At 62.7% G+C, this 24,673-nt stretch carries 26 protein-coding genes and 1 riboswitch; of the genes, 10 read left to right on the forward strand and 16 right to left on the reverse strand.

The window, feature by feature from the left end:
- Window positions 1-10 precede the first annotated feature (10 nt).
- On the reverse strand, window positions 11-1,390 hold the full coding sequence (gene rhlE, locus FHU12_RS14970; protein WP_046686602.1) for an ATP-dependent RNA helicase RhlE: 1,380 nt from the start codon (window positions 1,388-1,390) through the stop codon (window positions 11-13).
- Between the two features lie 297 nt (window positions 1,391-1,687).
- Here rhlE and FHU12_RS14975 point away from each other — a divergent pair, with 297 nt between their 5' ends.
- Genes FHU12_RS14975 through FHU12_RS14995 form a run of 5 tightly spaced genes read left to right on the forward strand, consistent with a single transcriptional unit; the run spans window position 1,688 to window position 7,406 of the window.
- On the forward strand, window positions 1,688-2,386 hold the full coding sequence (locus tag FHU12_RS14975; RefSeq protein ID WP_141970293.1) for a CerR family C-terminal domain-containing protein: 699 nt from the start codon (window positions 1,688-1,690) through the stop codon (window positions 2,384-2,386).
- Window positions 2,387-2,404: 18 nt separating this feature from the next.
- Window positions 2,405-3,391, forward strand: coding sequence for a secretion protein HlyD (gene hlyD, locus FHU12_RS14980; RefSeq protein WP_141970294.1), 987 nt, complete (start codon window positions 2,405-2,407; stop codon window positions 3,389-3,391).
- Between the two features lie 8 nt (window positions 3,392-3,399).
- Window positions 3,400-5,136, forward strand: a complete 1,737-nt coding sequence (locus tag FHU12_RS14985) for an ATP-binding cassette domain-containing protein (RefSeq protein WP_141970296.1) — start codon at window positions 3,400-3,402, stop codon at window positions 5,134-5,136.
- Window positions 5,133-6,287 (forward strand): ABC transporter permease, encoded by a 1,155-nt coding sequence (locus FHU12_RS14990; protein WP_141970298.1) that lies wholly within the window; start codon window positions 5,133-5,135, stop codon window positions 6,285-6,287. Before FHU12_RS14985 ends, FHU12_RS14990 begins: the two co-directional genes overlap by 4 nt.
- A 12-nt stretch (window positions 6,288-6,299) precedes the next feature.
- Window positions 6,300-7,406, forward strand: coding sequence for an ABC transporter permease (locus FHU12_RS14995; RefSeq protein WP_141970300.1), 1,107 nt, complete (start codon window positions 6,300-6,302; stop codon window positions 7,404-7,406).
- 75 nt (window positions 7,407-7,481) lie between these two features.
- On the opposite strand, the gene FHU12_RS15000 is transcribed toward FHU12_RS14995, so the two are convergent.
- The 6 genes from FHU12_RS15000 to moaA all read right to left on the reverse strand — a co-directional run bounded on the left by FHU12_RS15000 (window position 7,482) and on the right by moaA (window position 11,044).
- On the reverse strand, window positions 7,482-8,192 hold the full coding sequence (locus tag FHU12_RS15000; protein WP_033637508.1) for a Bax inhibitor-1/YccA family protein: 711 nt from the start codon (window positions 8,190-8,192) through the stop codon (window positions 7,482-7,484).
- Between the two features lie 130 nt (window positions 8,193-8,322).
- The gene (moaE, locus tag FHU12_RS15005) at window positions 8,323-8,790 is read right to left on the reverse strand and encodes a molybdopterin synthase catalytic subunit MoaE (RefSeq protein WP_141970302.1); all 468 of its coding nucleotides are present in this window, start codon (window positions 8,788-8,790) and stop codon (window positions 8,323-8,325) included.
- A gap of 2 nt (window positions 8,791-8,792) precedes the next feature.
- A complete protein-coding gene (gene moaD, locus FHU12_RS15010) occupies window positions 8,793-9,038 on the reverse strand; it encodes a molybdopterin synthase sulfur carrier subunit (protein WP_019453985.1) in 246 nt (81 codons plus the stop codon).
- Complete coding sequence (moaC, locus tag FHU12_RS15015; RefSeq protein WP_033637506.1) at window positions 9,035-9,514, reverse strand: cyclic pyranopterin monophosphate synthase MoaC; 480 nt, start codon at window positions 9,512-9,514, stop codon at window positions 9,035-9,037. Before moaC ends, moaD begins: the two co-directional genes overlap by 4 nt.
- Before the next feature lie 3 nt (window positions 9,515-9,517).
- Window positions 9,518-10,033: a molybdenum cofactor biosynthesis protein B gene (gene moaB, locus FHU12_RS15020; RefSeq protein ID WP_141970304.1), complete on the reverse strand. Its 516-nt coding sequence runs from the start codon at window positions 10,031-10,033 to the stop codon at window positions 9,518-9,520.
- A 24-nt stretch (window positions 10,034-10,057) separates the two neighbouring features.
- Entirely contained in the window at window positions 10,058-11,044 is a 987-nt protein-coding gene (moaA, locus tag FHU12_RS15025; protein ID WP_004939778.1) for a GTP 3',8-cyclase MoaA, read from the reverse strand.
- Window positions 11,031-11,175: riboswitch (molybdenum cofactor riboswitch) on the reverse strand. It overlaps the preceding gene by 14 nt.
- 259 nt (window positions 11,176-11,434) lie before the next feature.
- Between moaA and yvcK the strand changes: the two genes are divergently transcribed.
- Window positions 11,435-12,352, forward strand: a complete 918-nt coding sequence (yvcK, locus tag FHU12_RS15030; protein ID WP_141970306.1) for a uridine diphosphate-N-acetylglucosamine-binding protein YvcK — start codon at window positions 11,435-11,437, stop codon at window positions 12,350-12,352.
- A gap of 6 nt (window positions 12,353-12,358) precedes the next feature.
- On the opposite strand, the gene FHU12_RS15035 is transcribed toward yvcK, so the two are convergent.
- From FHU12_RS15035 to FHU12_RS27440, 3 genes are all read right to left on the reverse strand, one after another.
- Window positions 12,359-12,625 carry a VF530 family protein gene (locus FHU12_RS15035; RefSeq protein WP_063991145.1) on the reverse strand — a complete coding sequence of 89 codons (267 nt, stop codon included), beginning with the start codon at window positions 12,623-12,625 and terminating at the stop codon, window positions 12,359-12,361.
- 100 nt (window positions 12,626-12,725) lie between these two features.
- Window positions 12,726-14,738: an excinuclease ABC subunit UvrB gene (gene uvrB / locus FHU12_RS15040; protein ID WP_141970308.1), complete on the reverse strand. Its 2,013-nt coding sequence runs from the start codon at window positions 14,736-14,738 to the stop codon at window positions 12,726-12,728.
- A 531-nt stretch (window positions 14,739-15,269) separates the two neighbouring features.
- Window positions 15,270-15,392: a hypothetical protein gene (locus FHU12_RS27440; RefSeq protein WP_255703093.1), complete on the reverse strand. Its 123-nt coding sequence runs from the start codon at window positions 15,390-15,392 to the stop codon at window positions 15,270-15,272.
- Window positions 15,393-15,847: 455 nt separating this feature from the next.
- Between FHU12_RS27440 and FHU12_RS15045 the strand changes: the two genes are divergently transcribed.
- Window positions 15,848-16,570: an ATP-binding cassette domain-containing protein gene (locus FHU12_RS15045; RefSeq protein WP_141970310.1), complete on the forward strand. Its 723-nt coding sequence runs from the start codon at window positions 15,848-15,850 to the stop codon at window positions 16,568-16,570.
- A 27-nt stretch (window positions 16,571-16,597) separates the two neighbouring features.
- On the opposite strand, the gene bioD is transcribed toward FHU12_RS15045, so the two are convergent.
- Genes bioD through bioB form a run of 4 tightly spaced genes read right to left on the reverse strand, consistent with a single transcriptional unit; the run spans window position 16,598 to window position 20,204 of the window.
- Window positions 16,598-17,272: a dethiobiotin synthase gene (bioD, locus tag FHU12_RS15050; protein WP_141970312.1), complete on the reverse strand. Its 675-nt coding sequence runs from the start codon at window positions 17,270-17,272 to the stop codon at window positions 16,598-16,600.
- On the reverse strand, window positions 17,265-18,032 hold the full coding sequence (gene bioC / locus FHU12_RS15055) for a malonyl-ACP O-methyltransferase BioC (RefSeq protein ID WP_141970314.1): 768 nt from the start codon (window positions 18,030-18,032) through the stop codon (window positions 17,265-17,267). Before bioC ends, bioD begins: the two co-directional genes overlap by 8 nt.
- Entirely contained in the window at window positions 18,016-19,167 is a 1,152-nt protein-coding gene (bioF, locus tag FHU12_RS15060) for an 8-amino-7-oxononanoate synthase (protein WP_141970316.1), read from the reverse strand. Before bioF ends, bioC begins: the two co-directional genes overlap by 17 nt.
- Window positions 19,167-20,204: a biotin synthase BioB gene (gene bioB, locus FHU12_RS15065; protein WP_025301918.1), complete on the reverse strand. Its 1,038-nt coding sequence runs from the start codon at window positions 20,202-20,204 to the stop codon at window positions 19,167-19,169. The genes bioF and bioB overlap by 1 nt, the downstream gene beginning before the upstream one ends.
- 88 nt (window positions 20,205-20,292) lie before the next feature.
- Between bioB and bioA the strand changes: the two genes are divergently transcribed.
- Entirely contained in the window at window positions 20,293-21,567 is a 1,275-nt protein-coding gene (bioA, locus tag FHU12_RS15070) for an adenosylmethionine--8-amino-7-oxononanoate transaminase (protein WP_141970319.1), read from the forward strand.
- Between the two features lie 4 nt (window positions 21,568-21,571).
- Here bioA and FHU12_RS15075 read toward each other — a convergent pair whose 3' ends face one another.
- Window positions 21,572-21,973 (reverse strand): YkvA family protein, encoded by a 402-nt coding sequence (locus FHU12_RS15075; protein WP_038870940.1) that lies wholly within the window; start codon window positions 21,971-21,973, stop codon window positions 21,572-21,574.
- A gap of 156 nt (window positions 21,974-22,129) precedes the next feature.
- Here FHU12_RS15075 and FHU12_RS15080 point away from each other — a divergent pair, with 156 nt between their 5' ends.
- The gene (locus tag FHU12_RS15080) at window positions 22,130-22,612 is read left to right on the forward strand and encodes a kinase inhibitor (protein ID WP_049201165.1); all 483 of its coding nucleotides are present in this window, start codon (window positions 22,130-22,132) and stop codon (window positions 22,610-22,612) included.
- 67 nt (window positions 22,613-22,679) lie between these two features.
- Here the strand turns inward: FHU12_RS15080 and pgl are convergent, their stop codons facing one another.
- On the reverse strand, window positions 22,680-23,675 hold the full coding sequence (gene pgl, locus FHU12_RS15085; protein WP_141970320.1) for a 6-phosphogluconolactonase: 996 nt from the start codon (window positions 23,673-23,675) through the stop codon (window positions 22,680-22,682).
- A gap of 178 nt (window positions 23,676-23,853) precedes the next feature.
- Here pgl and FHU12_RS15090 point away from each other — a divergent pair, with 178 nt between their 5' ends.
- Complete coding sequence (locus FHU12_RS15090) at window positions 23,854-24,672, forward strand: pyridoxal phosphatase (RefSeq protein ID WP_141973008.1); 819 nt, start codon at window positions 23,854-23,856, stop codon at window positions 24,670-24,672.
- Window position 24,673: the final 1 nt, after the last annotated feature.

Genomic DNA, 24,673 nt, shown 5'->3' on the forward strand with positions numbered 1-24,673 from the left:
GCAATCAGGCTTATTCGGCCGGTTTGCGACTACGTGGACGACGCGAGGCCGGCGCGCCGGAACGGCGTTGACCGTCCCCCTGCGGGCGAGCGTTACCGTTGCCGTTGCCACGGTTTTCACGCTGGCCGCCGTTCGCGTTACCGCTGCGCTGACCGCCGCCGTTACCAGAACGCTGGCCACCGCCGTTGCCGCGCGGGGCACCGCGTCCGCCACCCTGGCGGCCGTTGATGATCGGCTCGGCCTTGATGGTCGGATCCGGCTCGTAGCCCGGCAGCGCAATGCGCGGAATTTCACGCTTCAGCAGGCGCTCGATGTCGCGCAGCAGCTTGTGCTCATCCACACACACCAGCGAGATAGCTTCGCCGGTGCGTTCCGCACGGCCGGTACGGCCAATACGGTGTACATAGTCTTCCGGCACGTTAGGCAGCTCGTAGTTCACCACGTGCGGCAGCTGGTCGATATCCAGACCGCGCGCCGCGATGTCGGTGGCCACCAGCACGCGGATGCGGCCGTCTTTGAAGTCCGCCAGCGCACGGGTACGGGCACCCTGACTCTTGTTGCCGTGGATCGCCGCAGCGGTGATGCCGTCTTTGTTTAGCTGTTCCGCCAGGTGGTTGGCGCCGTGCTTGGTGCGGGTAAACACCAGCACCTGTTTCCAGTCGCCTTCGCCGATCATCTGCGACAGCAGTTCCCGCTTACGCTTCTTGTCGACGAAGTGCACGCTCTGCTCGATCTGCTCAGACGCGGTGTTGCGGCGCGCCACTTCTACCGAAGCCGGGTTGTGCAGCAGCTTGTTGGCCAGCGCCTTGATGTCGTCGGAGAAGGTCGCGGAGAACAGCAGGTTCTGACGCTTGGCCGGCAGCTTGGCCAGCACGCGGCGGATGTCGTGGATAAAGCCCATGTCCAGCATGCGGTCCGCTTCGTCCAGCACCAGAATTTCGATTTTGGACAGGTCAACCGCGTTCTGATGTTCCAGATCCAGCAGACGGCCCGGCGTGGCCACCAGAATATCGACGCCGCCGCGCAGCTTCATCATCTGCGGGTTGATGCTCACACCGCCAAACACCACCAGCGAACGCAGGCGCAGGTGTTTGCTGTAGGCATCGACGTTTTCGCCGATCTGCGCCGCCAGCTCACGGGTTGGCGTCAGGATCAGCGCGCGCACCGGGCGGCGGCCTTTGACCGGATGATCATGCTTGCTCAGCAGCTGCAACAGCGGCAGGGTAAAACCGGCGGTTTTACCGGTGCCGGTCTGGGCGCTGGCCATCAGGTCACGACCTTCCAGCACGACAGGGATAGCCTGACGCTGAATTGGCGTCGGTTCGCGATAGCCCTGTTCTTCAACAGCGCGCACAATTTCAGCACTTAAGCCGAGGGTTTCAAATGACATAAAGAGAAAAACTCCAGATCCCCCCTAACCTAACGGTGTTCGGTGCAGTTTCCTGGGAGGATGATCAGACGGGGCATTAAGCATGACCACGAGGGATTGGCACAAACTGCAGTGCACCAGGCGCCGATTGTAACAGAAGTCGCGCCATAAAAAGCACTTTTACGCACCCAGAGCACAATCTGCCGTAAATTCAGCATTGTCTGAAGCCGATCACATAACTCATTGTGGTTAGAGGTTGCATTTTAAACAATCTGGCATAAAGTTAATCATATGATTGATTAACTTCGAGCGTGACCTATGCCAGCTTCCGTCCCTCATCAGGCCGCCGGCCGAGCGCGCGGCGAGCAAACGCGCCGGCAGCTGCTCGCCGCGGCGACCGAACTGTTCGGCGAATGCGGTCTGCAGGGTGCCACCACCCGCGACATCGCCCAGCGCGCCGGCCAGAATATCGCCGCCATCACCTACTACTTCAGCTCCAAAGAGGGGCTGTATCTGGCCGTGGCGCAGTCGCTCGCCGATTTCATCCAGCAGGCGTTCGCCCCGTTGGCCGACGAGGCCGATCGCTTCTGGCAACAGTCCACCACGCAGCGCTCACCCGACGCGGCGCTGCGTTTGCTGCAGCGTGGCCTGCTGGCCTTCAGCGAACTGATGACCCAGCCGCACACGCTGAACCTGAGCAAAATCATGTCGCGCGAACAGCTCGCCCCGACCGAGGCCTACCCGCTGATCCACAGCCAGGTGATCGCGCCGATGCACGAGCGGCTGTGCCGCCTGCTGTCGGCCGCGACCGGCATCGACGAACAGGCGACCCGCCTCGTATTGCATACCCATGCGCTGATCGGCGAGGTGCTGTCGTTTCGCGTGGCGCGCGAAACCATCCGCCGTCAGGCCGGCTGGCAAGCCATTGGCGAGGGCGAAGCGGCGCAAATCGCGGCGGTGCTGAGCGAACATATTGAGATTCTGGTTACCGGGCTGCGCCAACGTCATGGCGCGTAAATTCAGGCAGGGAGTGTTATGAACAAAAAACGCAGTGCCTTGATCGTATTGTTAATTCTGCTGATTGCGGCCGCCGCTTACGGGGTATGGCATTACCAACAACGGCAGGATAAGCCGTTGACGCTGTACGGCAATGTCGATATCCGCACGGTCAACCTCGGCTTTCGCGTCGACGGCCGTCTGGCGTCGCTGGCGGTGGATGAAGGCGATGCCGTTCAGCCGGGCCAGCTGCTCGGCAAGCTGGACGATGCCCCCTACCGCAACGCGCTGCAGCAGGCCGAAGCCAACGTCGGCAGCGCGCGCGCCAAACTGTCGCTGCTGCAGGCCGGCTACCGCACCGAAGAGATAGCCCAGGTGCAGTCAGAAATGGCGCAGCGCCAGTCCGCCTTCGCCTATGCCGACAGCTTCCTGAAACGCCAACAGGGGCTGTGGGCGAAAAACGCCACGTCCGCCGACGCGCTGGAGGATGCGCGCACCGCCCGCAATCAGGCGCAGGCCAACCTGCAGGCGGCGAAGGACAAGCTGTCGCAATACCGCAGCGGCAACCGTCCGCAAGAGATTGAACAGGCCAAGGCCGACGTAGCGCAGAGTGAAGCGGCGCTGGCGCAGGCGCAGTTGAACCTGCAAGATGCCACGCTGGTCTCCCCTTCCGCCGGCACGGTGCTGACCCGCGCGGTGGAGCCGGGCACCATGCTCGGCGCCGGCGGCACGGTATTCACCCTGTCGCTGACCCGGCCGGTGTGGGTGCGCGCCTACGTCAACGAAACCAGCCTGAACCAGGCGGTGCCCGGCACCGAACTGGAGATCTACACCGACGGCCGCCCCGACAAGCCTTACCACGGCAAGATCGGTTTCGTCTCGCCGACCGCGGAATTCACGCCGAAAAGCGTTGAAACGCCGGACCTGCGCACCGATCTGGTGTACCGCCTGCGGGTGATCGTCACCGACGCCGACGACGCGCTGCGCCAGGGCATGCCGGTCACCCTGCGCTTCGCCAAACCCTGAGGCCGGCTATGGAACAGGCGCACACCATTGAGCTGGAAGGGCTGGAGAAGCGCTTCCCGTCGCTTGAGAAACCGGCGGTCGCCAGCCTGACCACCACCCTGCGCAGCGGCGCGGTGATCGGGCTGGTCGGCCCGGATGGCGCAGGTAAAACCACCCTGCTGCGCATGCTGGCCGGGCTGCTGCAGCCCAGCAGCGGCAAACTGCGGGTCGCCGGGCTGGATCCGATCGCGCAGGATCGTCAACTGCACGCGATCCTCGGCTATATGCCGCAGAAGTTCGGGCTGTATGAGGATCTGACGGTGATGGAGAACCTGACGCTGTACGCCGATCTGCGCGGCGTCACCGGCGATCTTCGCCGCCAGACCTTCGAACGGCTGCTGAAATTCACCGATCTGACCCGCTTCACCGAGCGCCTGGCGGGCAAGCTGTCCGGCGGCATGAAGCAGAAACTGGGACTGGCCTGCACGCTGGTGGGCGAACCTCAGGTGCTGTTGCTGGATGAACCGGGCGTCGGCGTCGATCCGATCTCGCGCCGCGAGCTGTGGCGCATGGTGCACGAGCTGGCCAACGACGGTATGTTAATCCTGTGGAGCACCTCTTATCTCGATGAGGCCGAGCAGTGCCGCGAAGTGCTGCTGCTCAACGAGGGCGAGCTGCTGTTCAGCGGCGCGCCGCAGGCGCTGACCCGCCGTATGGCCGGGCGCACGGTGTTGATCGCCGCGCCCCCCGGCAGCCATCGATCGTTGCTGCAGCGGGCGATCTGCCTGCCGGCGGTCACCGACGGCGTGATCCAGGGCAAGTACCTGCGCCTGATCCTGAAGGAAGGCGAAGATCACCGCCAGCTGTTGCAGGCGCTTGATCTGCCGAACGCCGAACTGGATGAAGCGGATCCGCGCTTCGAGGATGCGTTTATCGATCTGCTCGGCGGCGGCCCCAATCACCGCTCGGCGCTGGCGGAGATCATGCCGACCGTCAACGGCGCAAGCGGTGAAACGGTGATCGAAGCGGTGCAGCTGACCAAAAAATTCGGCGACTTCGCCGCCACCGATCACGTTGATTTCCAGGTGCGGCGCGGTGAAATTTTCGGCCTGCTCGGGCCGAACGGCGCCGGCAAGTCCACCACCTTCAAAATGATGTGCGGCCTGCTGATCCCCTCCAGCGGTAAGGCACTGGTGCTGGGGATGGATCTCAAGACCAGCTCCGGCCAGGCGCGCCAACGCCTTGGCTACATGGCGCAAAAATTCTCGCTGTACGGCAACCTGACGGTGGCGCAGAACCTGAAGTTCTTCTCCGGCGTCTACGGCCTGAACGGCAAGGCGCAGCGCGACAAAATCGACGAGATGTCGCGCGCCTTCAACTTCGCGCCGATCCTCGATCAGACGCCGGACGCGCTGCCGCTCGGCTTCAAACAGCGCCTGGCGCTGGCCTGCGCGCTGATGCACGAACCGGATATCCTGTTCCTCGACGAACCGACTTCCGGCGTCGATCCGCTGACGCGGCGCGAGTTCTGGCTACACATCAACGGCATGGTCGACAAGGGCGTCACGGTGATGGTGACCACCCACTTTATGGACGAAGCGGAGTACTGCGACCGCATCGGCCTGGTCTATCGCGGCAAGATCATCGCCGCCGGCACGCCGGACGATCTCAAACAGCAGGTGGCGCGCGACGACAATCCCAGCCCCTCGATGGAGCAGGCGTTTATCGAGCTGGTGCAGGGCTACGACGAGGAGGAATCACGGTGAGCGATAACCGTACCCCAATCGACGACAGCGGCTTCTCCTGGCGCCGGCTGCGCGCCCTGTGCCTGAAGGAAACGCGGCAGATACTGCGCGATCCCAGCAGCGGCCTGATCGCCTTCGTCATCCCGCTGATGCTGCTGTTTATCTTCGGCTACGGCATCAACCTGGACTCCAGCAAGCTGCATCTGGGCATTCTGATGGAGCAACAGAGCGAAGACGCGCGCGATCTGGCCCAGGCGTTCGCCGGCTCGCCCTATATCGAACCGACCATCAGCGACAACCGCCAACAGCTGATCCAGCAGATGCAGGCCGGCACGATACGCGGCCTGGTGGTGATCCCGGTGAATTTCGACCAGCGCATGGCGCGCCCGCACGACAGCGCCCCTATCCAGGTGATCACCGACGGCAGCGAGCCGAACACCGCCAACTTCGTGCAGGGCTATGCCCAGGGCGTATGGCAAGTTTGGCAGCAGCAGCGCGCCGCCGATCGGGGGAGCAGCGACAAGCCGCTGATTGACGTGCAGATGCGCTACTGGTTCAACCCGGCGGCTATCAGCCGGCACTACATCATTCCCGGCGCCATCACCATCATCATGACGGTGATCGGCGCCATCCTCACCTCGCTGGTGATCGCCCGCGAATGGGAGCGCGGCACCATGGAAGCCCTGCTGTCCACCCAGGTGACGCGCAGCGAGCTGCTGCTCTCCAAGCTGATCCCATATTACTTCCTCGGTATGATCGCCATGGCGCTGTGCATGGCGGTGGCGGTGTGGGTGCTCGGCGTGCCCTATCGCGGTTCGCTGCTGATCCTGCTGCTGATCAGCAGCCTGTTCCTCGCCAGCACCCTCGGCATGGGCCTGCTGATCTCCACCCTCACCCGCAACCAGTTCAATGCGGCGATGGTGGCGCTGAACGCCGCCTTCCTGCCGTCGATCATGCTGTCCGGCTTCATCTTCCAGATCGACAGCATGCCGGCCATCGTGCGCGCGGTAACCTACATCATTCCGGCGCGCTACTTCGTCAGCACGCTGCAAACGCTGTTCCTAGCGGGCAACGTCGGCACCGTGCTGCTGATCAATCTGTTGTTCCTGATCGCTTCCGCCGTGGTGTTCATCGGCCTGACGGCCTGGAAAACCCAGCGTCGGCTGGATTGAGGAGAAAGAGCGATGTTTCATCGTCTGTTGACGCTCATCATCAAGGAAATGCAGGCGCTGCTGCGCGATCCGCAAACCCGCGCCATTTTAATCATGCCGGTGATCCTGCAGGTGCTGCTGTTCCCGTTCGCCGCGACGCTGGAAGTCACCAACGCCACCATCGCGGTCTACAGCGAGGACAGCGGCCAGGCCTCGGTAGAGCTGACCCAGCGCTTCGCCAAGGCCAAGGCCTTTCAACACGTGCTGCTGCTGCGCAGCCCGCAGGAGATAAAGACCACCATCGATAACCAGCGGGCGCTGCTGCTGATCCGCTTCCCGGCGCAGTTCTCGCGCGATATCGCCGCCGGCAACACCGCGCCGCTGCAGCTGCTGCTCGACGGGCGCAACTCCAACAGCGCGCAGATCGCCGCCAACTACGTGCAGCAGATCGTGCAGGAATATCAGAACGAGCTGCTCGGCAACCGCGCCAAACCCAACAACAGCGAGCTGGTGGTGCGCAACTGGTATAACCCGAATCTGGACTACAAATGGTTCGTGGTGCCGTCGCTGATCGCCATGATCACCACCATCGGCGTGCTGATCGTCACCTCGCTGTCGGTGGCGCGCGAGCGCGAACAGGGCACGCTGGAACAGCTGCTGGTCTCACCGCTCACCACCTGGCAGATCTTTATCGGCAAGGCGGTGCCGGCGCTGGTCGTCGCCAGCTTCCAGGCCAGCATCGTGCTGTTGATCGGCATCTTCCTGTACCAGATCCCGTTCGCCGGATCGCTGCTGCTGTTCTACGCCACCATGCTGATCTACGGGCTGTCGCTGGTCGGTTTCGGCCTGCTGATCTCGTCGCTGTGCGCCACTCAGCAGCAGGCGTTCATCGGCGTTTTCGTGTTCATGATGCCGGCGATCCTGCTCTCGGGTTACGTCTCGCCGGTGGAGAATATGCCGGTGTGGCTGCAGGATCTGACCTGGGTTAACCCGATACGCCACTTCACCGACATCACCAAGCAGATCTATCTGAAGGACGCCAGCTTCAGCATCATCTGGCACAGCCTGTGGCCGCTGCTGGTAATCACCGCCACCACCGGCAGCGCCGCCTACGCGCTGTTCCGCCGCAAAATCGCATAAAAAAAGCTCTGCATATCACATGCAGAGCCTGGTAAGTCCTGTGGATTTCAAGCTACTGCTTGAAAGGCCATGGATTTAGCGACGGTTGCCGAAGATACGCAGCAACATCAGGAACAGGTTGATGAAGTCGAGATACAGCGTCAGCGCGCCGACGATGGCGTACTTGCGGAAGCTGTCTTTATCATCGGCGTTCAGCTGCTCGCCCATCGCCTTGAGTTTTTGCGTGTCGTACGCGGTCAGGCCGACGAACACCACCACCCCGATGTAGGTAATCGCCCACATCAGCGCGGTGCTTTTCAGCCAGATGTTCACCAACGAGGCCAGCACGATGCCGATCAATGCCATGAACAGCATGCTGCCGAAGCCGCTCAGATCGCGCTTGGTGGTGTAGCCGTACAGGCTCATGGCGCCGAACATGCCGGCAGTGACCACGAAAGTGCTGGCGATCGAGCTGTAGGTGTAGGCGATGAAGATGCTCGACAGCGTCAGCCCGGTCAGCGCCGAGTACAGCATGAACAGCGACGTGGCCACCGCGCCACTCAGGCGGTTGACCATGCCGGAAATCACGAACACCAGCGCCAGTTGGGCGATGATCAGGCCGAAGAAGGTGATCTGGCTGGAGAAGATGAAGTTGAGGATCGCGGGCGTGTTGGCCGCATACCAGGAAACGAACGCCGTCAGCAGCAGACCGCAGGTCATCCAGCCGTAAACCTGCGCCATGTAGGCCTGAATGCCGCTGTTGGCACGTTCGACGATTGAACCATTAGAGCGTGGATATCGGTCCATGACGGTTACCTTTTGCGTTGTAAACAAGATTCCGAAGCCCCTCGAACGGGGCTTCGCCTGCTATAAGCGTACCACAGAATATGCCGCGCGAAAGCGGCAAAGGTCTTGATTTGTTTCCGCTGTTGACGCGTTATTTAGCCGCATCGTGCCAGCGCTTCGCGGCCTCGCGATCGCTGTCGCGAGCGTCTACCCAACGATCGCCCTGGCCGGTGGCTTCGCGCTTCCAGAACGGCGCGCGGGTCTTCAGGTAGTCCATGATGAACTCGCTGGCGGCGAACGCCATGCTGCGGTGCGCGCAGGTCACGCCGACGAATACGATCTCGTCGCCGGGATACAGCGCACCGACGCGATGGATCACCGTCACCCGCTGCAGCGGCCAGCGGCTGCGCGCCTCGGCCACGATCTCCGCCAGCGCCTTCTCGGTCATGCCGGGGTAGTGTTCCAACGTCAGCGCGCTGACGTCGTCCCCGAGGTTATGGTTGCGCACCTTGCCGGTGAAGGTCACCACCGCGCCATCGGCGTCGCACTGAGCCAGCCACTGGTACTCGTCGCCGACGTTGAACGGCGCTTCGCCCACGCGAATGCGGGTATTTTCCATGCTTATCCCCCGGTGACCGGCGGGAAGAAGGCCACTTCATCGCCGGCGCGCAGCGGATGGTCCGCCGCCACCAGCGACTGATTGACCGCCGCCAGCAGTTTGCCGGACTCCAGCGCCAGCGCCCAGCGATCGCCGCGCGCGCACAGCGCCTGGCGCAGCGCCTCAACGGTCGGGTAATCCGCCGGCATCGACAGGCCGCCGGTGCCCACCAGTTCGCGCACCTGCGCGAAGAAAAGAATATCGATCATACGTTCACCTTAAAATCGCCGGATTTGCCGCCGCTTTTCGCCAGCAGGCGCACCGGGCCGATCACCATGTCTTTCTGTACCGCTTTGCACATGTCGTAGATGGTCAGTGCCGCCACCGAGGCGGCGGTCAGCGCCTCCATCTCGACGCCGGTTTTGCCGGTCAGCCGGCAACAGGTTTCGATGCGCACCCGGCTATGCTGCGTCTGCGCCTCCAGCTGCACTTCGACCTTGCTCAGCATCAGCGGGTGGCACAGCGGGATCAGCTCCCAGGTGCGTTTGGCCGCCTGAATGCCGGCGATGCGCGCCGTGGCGAACACGTCGCCCTTGTGATGGCTGCCGTCGACGATCATCGCCAGCGTGGCGGGCAACATCTCGACGAAGGCTTCGGCGCGCGCCTCGCGCACCGTTTCAGCCTTGGCGGATACGTCGACCATATGGGCTTCGCCGGCGGCGTTAATGTGGGTTAGCTGTGTCATGACTCAGAGCTTCTTCAAATGGGGTTGGAAGTTGCACGGGCGATGGCGCGCGTCCAACTGCTCTTCGATAATCCGCTCCCAGGCGGTGCGGCAGGCGCGGGTGGAGCCCGGCATGGCGAAAATCACCGTGCGGTTGGCCAGGCCGGCCAACGCGCGCGACTGGATCGTCGCGGTACCGATCTCTTCGTACGACACCATACGGAACAGTTCGCCGAACCCTTCCACCTCTCTGTCGAACAACGGCAACAGCGCTTCCGGCGTGTTGTCGCGGGCGGTAAAACCGGTGCCACCGGTGATCAGCACCGCCTGCACGTTGTCATCGGCGATCCAGGCGGAAACCCGCGCGCGGATCTGGTAAATATCATCTTTGACGATGGCGCGATCCACCACCTGATGGCCGGCTTCCTGCGCCGCGTCCTGCAGATATTGGCCGGAGGTGTCTTCCGCCGCGCCGCGGCTGTCAGACACGGTCAGGATGGCGATATGCGCCGGAATAAACTCGCTGCTCGCATGGCTCATGGTTCAATAAGCTCCTATTGGCTGTCAGCCGCCGATAAACGACAGGTTCTGGGTGATCCCGCTGTTGCCCTGATGCAGGAAATGGGTCTGCTTCTTGCTCAGCAGCCCGCTCTGGATGCGCGCCTTCAGCGCGTCGAGCTGGCCGTCATCCGCCAGCAGATCGCGCAGGGGCACCCCCTGCTCGCCGAACAGACACAGGTGCAGATTGCCGATGGAAGAAACGCGCAGCCGGTTGCAGCTGGCGCAGAAGTCTTTTTCATACGGCATGATAAGACCCACCTCACCCTGGTAGTCCGGGTGGCTGAACACCTGCGCCGGGCCGTCGCTGCGGCCGCGCGCCTGGCGCTGCCAGCCCTGCTGCTCCAGCTGCCGGCGAATCACTTCGCCGGAAACGTGGTGTTTGCGAAACAGCTCGCCGCCCTCGCCGGTTTCCATCAGTTCGATAAAGCGCAGCTGGATCGGTCGGTCTTTGATCCAGGCGAGAAAGGCGCCGAGTTGCTGATGATTGACGTCACGCATCAATACTGCGTTGACCTTGACCTTGCTGAAACCGGCGCTGAAGGCAGCATCGATGCCATCCATCACCTGGCGGAACTTGTCCTGGCCGGTGATGGCGTGAAACTGACGGGGATCCAGGCTGTCGACGCTGACGTTGATCGCCGTCAGACCGGCGTCACGCCAGGCGGCGACGTCGCGCGCCAGACGGTAGCCGTTGGTGGTGACCGCCAGGGTACGGATGGCCGGGTTTTCCCGCACGGCGGCGATGATCTCGGTAAAATCGCGGCGCAGCGAAGGCTCACCGCCCGTCAGGCGCACCTTTTCGGTGCCCAGTTCGGCAAACGCACGGCTGACGCGGCGGATTTCATCCAGCGACAGGAAGCTTTTCGGGCTGCCGCTCGGCTTGTAGCCGTCGGGCAAACAATAGGTGCAACGAAAGTTGCACACGTCGGTGATCGACAAGCGCAGGTAATAGAACTTGCGCTCATAAGCATCAATGAGTTGCGGTACCATAACACCTTTCCAAAGTCGGGAGATGCGAGCGTTTCCCCTCTGCACCCTGGTGGCTGACTTCGCCACGGCCCAGGCGCCATATCGTTCCGGATGAACAACGTAGGCACAGGGGCTAGGAGTTTGATTTCTCTTCCCGCTACCTTGAGTAGCCGGAATGAAACCGTGGTTTTCAGCAGAATTCTAGCGCTAATCGGCAACGATAGCCAACGCGTTAATTCGCTATATAATTGTCTATACAGCGTTTTTAGACGCCGCGTATTCTGGTAAACCATGATAAACATCGCTTGCGCGGACGAATTGACCGGAATCACGCAAATGACACTCTTATCGCGTTTTTATGCCGGATCCGCTACCTTATGCGGGCAGTTCAGCCCCTTTGTAAGGAAATTTATGCGTAATCGTACCCTGGCCGATCTCGACCGCGTGGTGGCGTTAGGCGGCGGACATGGCCTGGGCCGTGTGATGTCGGCCCTGTCGTCCTTAGGCTCCCGCCTGACCGGCATCGTCACCACCACCGACAACGGCGGTTCCACCGGCCGTATCCGCCGTTCGGAAGGCGGCATTGCCTGGGGCGATACCCGTAACTGTCTCAACCAGCTGATCACCGAACCGAGCGTCGCCTCGGCGATGTTCGAATACCGCTTCAGCGGCAACGGCGAACTGGCCGGCCACAACCTCGGCAACCTGATGCTGAAAGCGCTGGATCACCTGAGCGTGCGCCCGCTGGAAGCGATCAACCTGGTACGCAGCCTGTTGAAGGTGGACGCGGCGCTGATCCCGATGTCGGAGCAGCCGGTGGATTTGATGGCGCACGATCACGAAGGCAACCATGTTTACGGTGAAGTGAATGTCGACCAGCTGACCCATATGCCGCAGGAGCTGATGCTGTCGCCGCCGGTCAACGCCACGCGCGAAGCGCTGGACGCCATCGCACAGGCCGACGTGATCCTGATCGGGCCGGGCAGTTTCCTCACCAGCCTGATGCCGCTGCTGCTGCTGGACGATCTCACCCAGGCGCTGCGCCGCAGCAGCGCCAGCATGATCTATATTGGCAACCTCGGCCGCGAGCTGAGCGTGGCCGCCGCGGCGCTGTCGTTAAAGGATAAGCTGACGCTGATGGAAGAGAAGATCGGCCGCCGGATGATCGATGCGCTGATCGTCGGCCCGGCGGTGGACGCCAGTGAAGTGCAGGATCGGGTGGTGATTCAGCAACCGCTGGAAGCGAGCGACATCCCCTACCGCCACGATCGCCAGCTGCTGCGCCAGGCGCTGGATCACGCGCTGGTGGAGCTGGCCGCGCGCCGCTGACCGAATTTAACCGTCTCGCCCGCGCAGCCAGGGATTATCGCTGGCTGGGGCGGGATGGCTGACCATATCGATATACAGATCTTCCACCTCTTTACGCGCCCAGGGCGTGCGACGCAAAAACTTCAGGCTGGACTTGATGCTCGGATCGCTGAGGAAGCAGTTGATGCGAATGCGCGCGCCCAGTTCGGACCAACCGTAGTGATCCACCAGTTTATTCAGCAGTTGCTCCAGCGTTACGCCGTGCAGCGGGTCTTTAGACTGGTGTTGGCTCATGTTCGGTACTCTTCGTGGTCAAATCGGGCCGCACACCATAACAGCTTTGGCGCGGCCGACAAGGAATTTTGACGCCCGCGGCGCGGGCACCGTCCAACGGTCAGGAAATCGCGATGAACTGCTCGCGCAGCTGGTGGATCTCATCGCGCAGCGCAGCCGCCTGTTCGAACTCCAGGTTTTGCGCGTGGGTGTACATTTGCGCCTCCAGATCGCGGATTTTCTGATCGAGCGCTTTCGGCGTAAGGTTCTGAAGCTGAGCGCCGCCGTCCACCGCCTTGCCCTTGCCTTTGCTCTTGGCGCGGTTGACCGGCTGGCCGATCTGCAGAATATCGCCGATCTTCTTGTTCAGCCCCTGCGGCACGATGCCGTTGGCTTCGTTGTAGGCCTGCTGCTTGGCACGACGCCGCTCGGTTTCACCGATCGCCTTGGCCATCGAATCGGTGATGCGATCGCCATACAGGATCGCCTTGCCGTTCAGGTTACGCGCCGCGCGGCCGATGGTCTGGATCAGCGAACGCTCGGAACGCAGGAAGCCTTCCTTGTCGGCGTCCAGAATCGCCACCAGCGACACCTCAGGCATGTCGAGCCCCTCACGCAACAGGTTGATGCCCACCAGCACGTCGAACTCGCCCAGACGCAGGTCACGGATGATTTCGACCCGTTCCACGGTATCGATATCCGAGTGCAGGTAGCGCACGCGCTCGCCATGCTCTTCCAGGTATTCGGTCAGGTCTTCCGCCATGCGTTTGGTCAGGGTGGTCACCAGCACGCGCTCGTTGATCGCCGCACGCTTGCGGATCTCGGAGAGCAGATCGTCCACCTGGGTGCCCACCGGCCGCACTTCCACGATCGGATCCAGCAGCCCGGTCGGGCGCACCACCTGATCGATCAGATCGCCGCCGGATTTCTCCAGCTCATATTTGCCCGGCGTCGCGGAAACGTAGATGGTCTGCGGCGCCAGCGCCTCGAACTCCTCGAAGCGCAAGGGGCGGTTGTCCAGCGCCGACGGCAGGCGGAAGCCGTACTCCACCAGCGTTTCCTTACGCGCGCGGTCCCCCTTGAACATCGCGCCGATCTGCGGAATGGTGACGTGGGATTCGTCGACCACCAGCAGGCCGTCCGCCGGCAGGTAGTCGAACAGCGTCGGCGGCGGCTCGCCCTCGGCGCGCCCGGACAGATAGCGCGAGTAGTTTTCGATGCCCGAGCAGTAACCCAGCTCGTTCATCATCTCCAGATCGAACTGGGTGCGCTGCGTCAGGCGCTGCTCTTCCAGCAGCTTGTTGTTGGCCAGCAGCACCTTGCGGCGGTCCGCCAGATCGACCTTGATCTCTTCCATCGCCTGCATGATCCGCTCACGCGGCGTCACGTAGTGCGATTTCGGGTAGATGGTAAAACGCGGCACCACCTGCTCAATCTGCCCGGTCAGCGGATCGAACAGCGACAGCCGCTCCACTTCCTCGTCGAACAGCTCGACGCGCAGCGCCAGCTCGTCCGATTCCGCCGGGAAGATATCGATCACCTCGCCGCGCACGCGGAAGGTGGCGCGTTGGAAAGCCTGATCGTTGCGGGAATACTGCAGCTCCGCCAGGCGGCGCAAAATGGATCGCTGATCGATGATCATGCCCTGGGTCAGGTGCAGCATCATCTTCAGGTAAAGATCCGGATCGCCCAGGCCGTAGATCGCCGACACCGACGCCACCACCACCACGTCGCGCCGTTCCAGCAGCGCCTTGGTGGCGGAAAGACGCATCTGCTCGATGTGTTCGTTCACCGAAGCGTCTTTTTCAATGAAGGTGTCGGAGCTGGGCACGTAGGCTTCCGGCTGGTAGTAGTCGTAGTAGGAGACGAAGTACTCCACCGCATTCTCCGGGAAAAACGCTTTCATCTCGCCGTACAGCTGTGCCGCCAGCGTCTTGTTCGGCGCCATCACCATGGTCGGTCGATTCAGATCGGCTATCACGTTGGCGATGGTGAACGTCTTGCCCGAACCGGTGACTCCCAGCAACGTCTGGTGCGCCAGGCCGTCTTCCAGCCCCTCTTCCAGCTTGCGGATGGCTTCCGGCTGATCGCCGGCCGGTTTGAACTCGGAATGCAGTTTGAAAAGTTTACTCATTGCTCGGCTACCCTGTGGAGATGCGCGCGCTCAGGCGGCCAGCCGGCTCTGCGCCGGATATGGCCCCTAATTATGGAAAGTGTCGGCGATTTGCGCCAGTGCCCATGATACTGGATATAAAACCAGCTTCAAGCGGATTCGTCGCCGCGATCGATGCGGCGGCCACGCCGCTGCACCGTGGCGTTACAGCCCGGTGACATTTTTATTGTCAATAACAGATTTATCCCCAGAACTTGCCGCGAATTAACTTATTGATAGCACGGCGTCGAAAAATCATACATAGAGGCCTGATCAATACCCCTGCGTCTTGATTTTAATTAAATTATTGATATTTAATAATATTAATAAAAAGACGAGAATGCGGACAAAGCGAACAGAACCCGCGTCGGCTCTCGCTTTACAGCGTTTTTCTAAATCTAATGCACAAGGTTATCCACAGGAATAGTGGATAACTCTCACCGCCCCGCCCGGGGCGGGAGTTACAGAAAGAAAGCTTTTCGCCCTTTACACTCGCCAAAATGCCTTTTTTAGTTATTTTTTCATAAAAATATCGCTTTGTTTATGCCGATTAATACTAAAAATCCCCATTGCCAAAATCGCATCGGCCCCTTTCTCGCGGATCGCTCTTGACGGCGGCGCAATGCCTTGCACCATGCCCTCACCGAAGAGCACCACAAGAGTGCAAAAAACGTCCGGGTTAACTTCCCCGCGTATTTTCAGGCTGTCACGGCAGCGCGCGTCAGGCCTGACCGGCGGTTAACAAGGCGATAACAATCCCCCGTTTTCACCCGGTGGCAAAATTGGCCTGGGAGTTGCTTTATCTTCCTGCGTATAAATGCGGTGCGGCAGCATGATGCACTGTCTGCCGCTTCGTGTAACCCTTGCGGCGCTATCGCCCGTAAAAGCGCAAGAACGACACCAAGTCGTCACAAGCGTCGTTTTTAACGACATATTGACTGTCATTCCGTCCACCGCAGACCTTGCTCTGGCTCATCGGACGGACGGCATTTTGTTCCAGACATGGCCACACTCGGGAAATTCGCCGCACATGCGGCCTTTGCAGTCCCCCCACCAACGAGTGAAACGAGCGTCTATGAGGAGAATGCCAAATGCTGAGCCTGAGGTCGGTCAATCAATTTTACGGGCAGAACCACACCCTGTGGGACATCAACCTGGAGCTGCCGCGCGGACAGTGTACCGTGCTGCTTGGGCGCAACGGCGTGGGCAAGACCACGCTGGTCAACTGCATCATGGGGCATGTGCCGGTGGTGAGCGGCAGCATGACCTGGCTGCCGGCGGATCAGCCGCCGCAAAACCTGCTGCTGCAGCCGATGGAACGCCGCGCCGCGCTGGGCATCAGCCACGTGCCCCAGGGGCGGCAACTTTTCTCACAGCTGAGCGTAGAAGAGAATCTCCAGGTAGCGCAAATGGCCGGGCGCGGTGCCCCTCGCCGCATTCCGCCGCTGATCTACAGCCTGTTCCCCCATTTGCGCCAGATGCGCGCTCGCCGCGCCGGCGATCTGTGCGTGGGCGCCCAACGCCAGCTGGCGATTGGTCGGGCGCTGGCTCAGGAACCGGCGCTGCTGATCCTCGACGAACCGACCTCGGGCGTGCCCCCTTCAATCGCCGCCGATATCGGCAACGTGATCCGCAGGCTCAACGATGAATTGGGCATGACCATTTTATTGGTGGAGCATCAGCTGCCGTTCGTGCGCCGGGTGGCGGATCGTTTCTGTCTGTTAGACAGGGGGCGCACGGTGGCGCACGGCGCGCTGGCGCAGCTGGATGAGGCGCTGATCGGCGCCGGGCTGGCAGGGCAAGAAGAAGGATGAGGGAGAGAAGCCCCCCTCATTGAGCGTTTATAGCAGGCTGATGTCCAGATACTCCCCCAACGGCGCCCGTTCGGCCTGCGGCAGATGCGGGATTTCGCCCAGCAGCGGCGCAGGCAGCATGCGCCGCAGCGTGGCCAGGTATTCCTGATGCCGCCGCCCCGGCGGCGTCACGTCGTTGGCGATCCAACCGGCCAGCGTCAACCCCGCCTGTTGCACCGCCTGTGTCGTCAGCACTGCGTGGTTGATGCAACCCAGTTTGATGCCCACCACCAGGATCACCGGCAGTTGCTCCTGCTGCACCCAGTCGGCGAAGGTGTACTGCGCCGACAGCGGGGTAAACCACCCGCCGGCGCCCTCGACCAGCACCCAGTCGGCGCGCTGCTCCAGCCGGCGCAGGCCGTCGGACAGCTGCGCCGCGTCGATCGGCCGGCCTTCATCGGCGCTGACGATATGCGGCGAGGTCGGTTCGGCAAAAACGTAAGGGTTCACTTCGTCGTAATGAAGCGCCACGCCGCTGTTGGCCTGCAGCGCCAGCGCGTCGCCGTTGCGCAGCCCCTCGGCGGTCATCTCGCTGCCGGAGGCCACCGGCTTATAGCCGGCGCTGCAGTAGCCCGCCCGGTTGGCGGCCTGCAGCAAGGCGCTGCTGGCGACGGTCTTCCCCACTTCGGTGTCGGTGCCGGTCACGAACCAACGTTTAATCACGATAAATCACTCCATAAACCAGATGATAGCTGAGCGGGAACTGCCCCTGCCGGCACGGGTAAGCCGCCTGCAGCGCGGCGAGACGGCCGCGCGACATCAGGCCGCCCTCGCGCCCCTGATGCAGGTGCGTGGCCCCGATGCCCTTGAGCGAACGCATCAGCGTCATCACGTCCGGGTAGTTCAGGGTGCGCAGCTCCGTGACCAGCTCGTGCCGATAGTCAGCACAGGCGGCGCGGATCTGCGCCAGCGGCAGGAAAGCGTTCACATGGCGCTCGCCATCCACCTGTTGCCAGGTGTCCCCCAGTTCCTGCAGCGATCCCGCCGCCAGCGTGGAAAACAGGATCGCGCCGCCGGGGCGGGTCACGCGATACAGCTCCGCCAGCGCAGCGGGTAGATCGCTGCACCACTGCACCACCAGGCTGCTGAAACAGATGTCCATCGCCGCATCGGGCAGCGGCACCTGTTCGATATCGCCCAGCAGATAATGGTGCGCCGCCTGCCGTTGACGGGCGACGTCCAGCATGCCCGGCGCCAGATCGAGCGCGGTCACCTGCTTGCCGCGCTCGCGCCACAGGCGGCTGAAATAACCGGTGCCACAGCCGGCGTCCAGCAGCCGTTCGCCCGGATGGGCACTCCCCATCCCCAGTAAGCGCTCGCCAACGTCACGCTGCAGCGCGGCGGCGGCGTCGTAGCTGCCGGCGGCGCGGCTGAAGGCCGAAGCGACCGCCTGTTTGTTCACCGCGTCATTGGCTGACGTCATGCAATACCTCCAGCAGGCGATCGATGTCCTGCGGCTGATGCGCCGCCGTCAGGGTGATGCGCAGCCGCGCGCCGCCCGGCGGCACCGTCGGCGGGCGGATGGCGCTCACCCACATTCCGCACTCGCGCAGACGGGTCGCCAGATCGAGCGCGCGCTGATTGTCCCCCACCAGCAGCGGCTGGATGGCGGTGTCGGAATCCGTCAGGGTCAGCGCCAGCGGCGCCGCGCCCTGACGGAAACGCCGAATGTTGTCCTGCAGCCGGGCACGCAGTTCATCGCCCTCTCGAATGCAGGCCAGCGCCGCCTGCAGCGCGCAGGCTTGCGCCGGCGGCATTGCGGTGCTGTAGATTAGATGGCGGGCGAACTGCAGCAGATACTCGGCGGTCGCCTCATCGCACAGCACTGCCGCGCCGCTGACGCCGAACGCCTTGCCGAAGGTCGCCACCAGCAGTTCAGGGTGCACGCCCTGCTGCCAGCAGCTGCCTCGGCCTTGCTCACCGCGCACGCCGACGCCGTGGGCATCGTCCACCATCAGCCAGGCGCCCGCCGCGCGGGTTAAGCGATGCAGCTCCGCCAACGGTGCGCCGTCGCCGTCCATGCTGAACACCCCTTCGGTCACCGCCAGCCGCTGCCCGTCGCAGGGTTTGGCCAGCAGATCCGCCAGCGCCTGCGGCTGATTGTGCTGGAAGCGGCGCAGCTCGGCCGGCGATTGCGCCGCCGCCTCCAGCAGCGAGGCGTGGCTGAGGCGATCGGCCAAAATGCGATCGCCTTTCTGCATTAACGCCGCCAGCACCGCCTGGTTGGCGGCATAGCCGGAGATGAACAGCAGCGCGCGCGGATAGCCGAGCCACGCCGCCAGTTGCTCCTCCAGCGCCTGATGCGCCGCGCTAAAGCCGGTAACGTGGCCCGACCCGCCGCTGCCGACGCCGTAACGCTGCGCGCCCTGCTGCCAGGCGGCGATCACCCGCGCATCCTGGCTCAGCCCCAGGTAGTCGTTGCCCGAGAAGTTCAGGTAGAGACGATCGCCGAGCCGGATCTGGCGGCCGTTGCCGCCCTCGGTGGTCTGTCGCCGACGGTAGGCGGCGTTGAGGCGCCGCTCTGCCAGCGCCTGCTCGATGCGTTGTTGCCAGCTCATCACAGCGCCGCGTTGTAAAACTCGGCGGTATCGGCGTTCAGCAGCTGCTTAGCCAGCACCTGCTGTTGCTGGTTGTCGCCGTGTTCGGTGGCGGTCTGCTGCGGGTTCAGCCCCAGCTTGCGGAACAGTTGCAGATCCTTGTCTTCTTCCGGGTTCGGCGTGGTCAGCAGCTTGCAACCGTAGAAGATCGAGTTGGCGCCGGCCATAAAGCACATCGCCTGTGTCTGTTCGTTCATCTGTTCACGGCCGGCGGAAAGGCGGACATAAGAGGACGGCATCATGATGCGCGCCACCGCGATAGTGCGGATGAAATCGAACGGATCGACGTCGTCGTTGTCCGCCAGCGGCGTGCCTTTCACCTTCACCAACATGTTGATCGGCACGCTTTCCGGCGGTTTCGGCAGGTTGGCCAGCTGCACCAGCAGCCCGGCGCGGTCGCGCACCGTTTCCCCCAGCCCGACGATGCCGCCGGAGCACACTTTGATGCCAGCGTCGCGCACCTTGTCGAGCGTATCCAGGCGTTCCTGGTAGCTGCGGGTAGTGATGATGCTGCCGTAGAACTCCGGCGAGGTGTCGAGGTTATGGTTGTAATAATCCAGCCCGGCCTCCGCCAGCCGTTCGGCCTGAGTGCCGTCCAGCGTGCCCAGCGTCATGCAGGTTTCCATGCCCATCGCTTTCACGCCCTGCACCATCTGCTGCAGATAAGGCATATCGCGCTCGTGCGGGTTCTTCCACGCCGCACCCATGCAAAAACGGGTCGAACCGTTCGCCTTGGCCTTGCGCGCCGATTCCAGCACCTGCTCGACCTGCATCAGCCGCTCCGACTCCAGGCCGGTCTTGTAGCGTGAGCTCTGCGGGCAGTATTTACAGTCTTCCGGGCAAGCGCCGGTCTTGATCGACAGCAGCGTGCTGACCTGCACCTGACGCGGGTCGAAGTGCTGGCGGTGTACGGTTTGCGCTTCGAACAGCAGTTCCAGCAGCGGTTTATCAAACAGGGCCTGGGCTTGCCCTACTGTCCAGTGAATGCGGTCGGCCATCATGGCGTCTCCAAAACGAAAAAGTGTCGCCAGTTTAAATATTGTGGATATACTGTCAACCAATCTTAATTCAATTTGGTTTACAAGTATGTCTGTGACCGCTTCCGACCTGGCGTTTGACCAACGCCATATCTGGCACCCCTATACCTCCATGAGCCGCCCGTTACCCTGTTACCCGATCGAATCGGCCAGCGGCGTCGAACTGCAGCTGGCGGACGGCCGGCGCCTGGTGGACGGCATGTCCTCCTGGTGGGCGGCGATCCACGGTTACAACCATCCGCGCCTGAATCAGGCCGCCAGCCAGCAGCTGGAGAAGATGTCACACGTGATGTTCGGCGGTATTACCCATCCGGCCGCTATCTCGTTGTGCCGTCGGCTGGTGGAGATGACGCCGGAAGCGCTGCAGTGCGTGTTCCTGGCGGACTCCGGTTCGGTGGCGGTAGAAGTGTCGTTGAAGATGGCGCTGCAGTACTGGCAGGCGCGCGGCGAGCGCCGGCAGCGCATCCTGACGCTGCGCCACGGCTATCACGGCGATACCTTCGGCGCGATGTCGGTCTGCGATCCGGACAACTCGATGCATAGCCTCTATCAGGGCTATCTGGCGCCGCACCTGTTCGCCACCGCGCCGCAGTGCCGCTTCGACGAAGAATGGCGTGAAGAAGATATTGCACCGTTCGCTGCGCTGCTGGAGCAGCACGCCGGTGAAGTGGCGGCGGTGATCGTGGAACCGGTGGTGCAAGGCGCCGGCGGCATGCGCATCTACCATCCGACCTACCTCAAGCGGGTGCGCGAGCTGTGCGATCGCCATCGGGTGCTGCTGATCGCCGACGAGATCGCCACCGGCTTCGGCCGCACCGGCAAGCTGTTCGCCTGCGAGCACGCGCAGGTGGTGCCGGACATTCTCTGCCTCGGCAAAGCGCTGACCGGCGGTTACATGACCCTGTCCGCCACCCTGACCACCCGCCACGTGGCGGAGACCATCAGCAACGGCGCGGCCGGCTGCTTTATGCACGGCCCGACCTTTATGGGCAATCCGCTGGCCTGCGCGGTGGCGGACGCCAGCATGGCGCTGCTGGCGGAAAATCGCTGGCAGGCGCAGGTGAGCGCCATCGAAACCCAGCTGAAACAGGAACTGCTGCCGCTCGCGGCGCTGCCGAAGGTGGCGGACGTGCGGGTGCTGGGGGCGATTGGGGTGGTGGAGATGCGCGAACCGGTGGATGTCGCCGAGCTGCAGCGCGGGTTCGTCGAGCGCGGGGTATGGATCCGGCCGTTCGGCAAGCTGATTTACCTGATGCCGCCTTACATCATCGAAACGGAACAGCTCAGCCGCCTGACCGCCGCCGTGGCCGCCGCCGCGCGTTAATGCCTTACCAATGCTGGTCCAGATAACGGGCCAGCAACCCCAGGCACAGCAGCCAGAGTAAAATGATCATCGCCGCCGCCATGCGGCCGGTGGGGTTGTCGACGCGTTTTTGCGCCTTCTCGCGCAGCTCGGCCATCAGCGGCTTGGGGATCAGTCGCACCGCCAGCATGATGCCCAGCGGCACGATGATCACGTCATCCAGATAGCCCAGCACCGGAATGAAATCCGGGATCAGATCGATCGGCGAGATCGCATAGCCGGCCACCAGCAGCGCGATCAGTTTGGCGTACCACGGGGTGCGCTTATCACGTGCGGCCAGCCACAGCGCGTAAATATCGCGCTTGATGCTTTTGGCCCAACGGCGCAGCCAGCCGAACCACGGCGTGCGTTTTTTCAGTGAGATCATGGTGGCGTTGTTTGGCTATCCGGCGGTCTGTAGGGAGGAAGATGCGGCCATGGTAACCGATCCGCGCCGCCGTTGGCGAATGGCAATCCCGCTTGTATTGTCACGGCGAAACGATCTAGCTTAAGGGTCCGCGTTTATCGACAACTGGGAGTCACTATGGCTTTTCGTTTGTACAGCAACGATCTGCAGGACGGCGGCAAGCTGCCGCAGGCGCAGGTCTTCAACGGCATGGGCTACCACGGCGATAACCTGTCGCCGCACCTGGCCTGGGACGGCGTGCCGGCCGGCACCAAGAGCTTCGTAATCGCCGTTTACGATCCCGATGCCCCAACCGGCTCCGGCTGGTGGCACTGGGTGGTGGCCAATATTCCCGCCGACGTGCGCGAGCTGCCGCAGGGCGCGGGCTCCGGCAAAGCCCCGCTGCCCGCCGGCGCACTGCAGACCCGCACCGATTTTGGCTCGGCCGGCTACGGCGGCGCGGCGCCGCCAGAGGGCGAGAGCCACCGCTACCAGTTCACCGTGCATGCGCTGGACGTGGAGCGTATCGAAGTGGATGAGGGATCCAGCGGCGCGCTGGTGGGCTTCAACGTCCACTTCCACAGCCTCGGCAGCGCCACGCTGACGGTGACGTTCAACTGATCCGCCGCCAATAAAAAAGCGCGGTTCAACCGAACCGCGCTTTTTCCATACTCGTCTGACCGCCGAATTACTTCGCCAGCACGCTCACCCACATCGGGCCTTTGCCCACCGGATAACGCGCCAGCGTGGTCAGCTCGCCACTGGCCTGGTCAATTTCATACACCGCGATGTGATCGGACTTCTGACCGGACGAAATCACGAAGCGGCCGCTGTGATCGATATTGAAACCGCGCGGCTGCGTTTCGGTCGGGTGATAGCCGACCACGCTCAGCGTGCCGCCGTCTTCGGAAACGCTGAAAATGGTCAGAATGCTGGCGGTGCGATCGCTGGTGTACAGGAAACGGCCGTTCGGCGTGATATGAATGTCCGCCGCCCAGCGGGTGCCGTCGAAGTCGACCGGCATGATGTCCAGCGTCTGCGTCACGGTGTATTTGCCGCCGTTTTCCGAGATAGCCAGCACGTCCACCGTACCGTCCAGCTCATTGACGCAGTAGGCGAACTTGTCGTTGTGGTGGAACGCCATATGGCGCGGCCCGGCGCCGGCGGCGGTCGCCACCGCTTCCTGCGCGTGTGGCGTCAGCTGGCCCGCCAGGCTCAGGTTGAACAGGCGGATGCGGTCTTCTTTCAGGCAAGGCACCAGCACCAGCTGGTTGGTCGGATCGATGTTCGCCGAGTGCGGCGCGGTCAGGCCGTCAATCTGCTGAATAGGCGCCGTCACCACGCCGTCGTGGCCGATCGGGCTGATGCTGGCGCAGTTGCCGCTGTAGGAGGCGGAGAACAGGTAACGCCCCTGCAAATCGGTGGAAATATGGGTCGGGCTGCCCGGCAGCGGCGCCATGCCGGCCTGCTGCAGCGTGCCGTCCGCCTCGATGCGGTAGCTGACGATGCCGAACGCCGGACGTACGCCGACGTACAGGTGGGTCTTGTCCGGATGAAGGGTCATCGGCTGCACCTGGCCCGGCACGTCAACGGTTTGCAGCAGCGCCAGCGCGCCGGCGTCGTCCAACTGCCAGACGTGGATCTGCTGGCTCTCCGGGCTGGCGACATAAACGATTTGCTTCATGTGTTCTCCTTGCAAAGGGTAAAAGAGGAACCGGTTTCAGGCCGTTCGATTGCTCCTAGCTTACCGCACATCCGTCGCATGGCAACCCTGCTTAGCACCGGAAGCTCACGCGGTTTTCTCCATTGGCTATCCGGTGTACCATCGGATTAATTTTATGGCTAACGATAACGAGAACCCTATGAGCTACCGCGTCATCGCCCTCGATCTTGACGGCACCCTGCTGGACAATCAAAAACGCATCTTACCGCAGTCGCTGGACGCGCTGGCGCAGGCGCGCGCCGCCGGCGTCCAGGTGGTGGTGGTCACCGGCCGCCATCACGTCGCCATCCATCCGTTCTACCAGGCGCTGCAAATAGACACGCCGGCCATCTGCTGTAACGGCACCTACCTGTATGATTTTCAGCAGAAAAAGGTGCTGGCCGCCGACCCATTGGCGAAGGAGCAGGCCAAGCTGGTACTGCAGATGCTCAAACAGACCGACATTCACGGACTGATGTACGTTGACGACGCCATGCTGTATCAGGAACCGAGCGGCCACGTGACCCGCTCGCTGGCCTGGGCCGAAACTCTGCCGGCGGCGCAGCGCCCGACGCTGCTGCAGGTCGGCAGCCTGGCACAGGCGGCCGACGACGCGCAGGCCATCTGGAAATTCGCCACCTCGCACGCCGATACCCTGGCGCTGCGCGAGTTTGCCGACACGGTGGAGAAAGAGCTGGGGTTGGCGTGCGAATGGTCCTGGCACGATCAGGTGGATATCGCCAAAGGCGGCAACAGCAAAGGCAAGCGCCTGCGCCAATGGGTGGAGTCGCAGGGGCTGAGCATGGATCAGGTGGTGGCATTCGGCGATAACTACAACGATATCAGCATGCTGGAAGCGGTCGGTTTGGGCGTGGCGATGGGCAACGCCGATGACGCGATCAAGGAACGCGCCGATCTGGTGATCGCCGATAACCTGCAGCCGGGCATCGCCGAGGTGATCCGCACCCGCGTACTCTAGC

It is taken from the genome of Serratia marcescens, from assembly GCF_006715005.1.
Taxonomy (GTDB): Bacteria; Pseudomonadota; Gammaproteobacteria; order Enterobacterales; family Enterobacteriaceae; genus Serratia; species Serratia montpellierensis.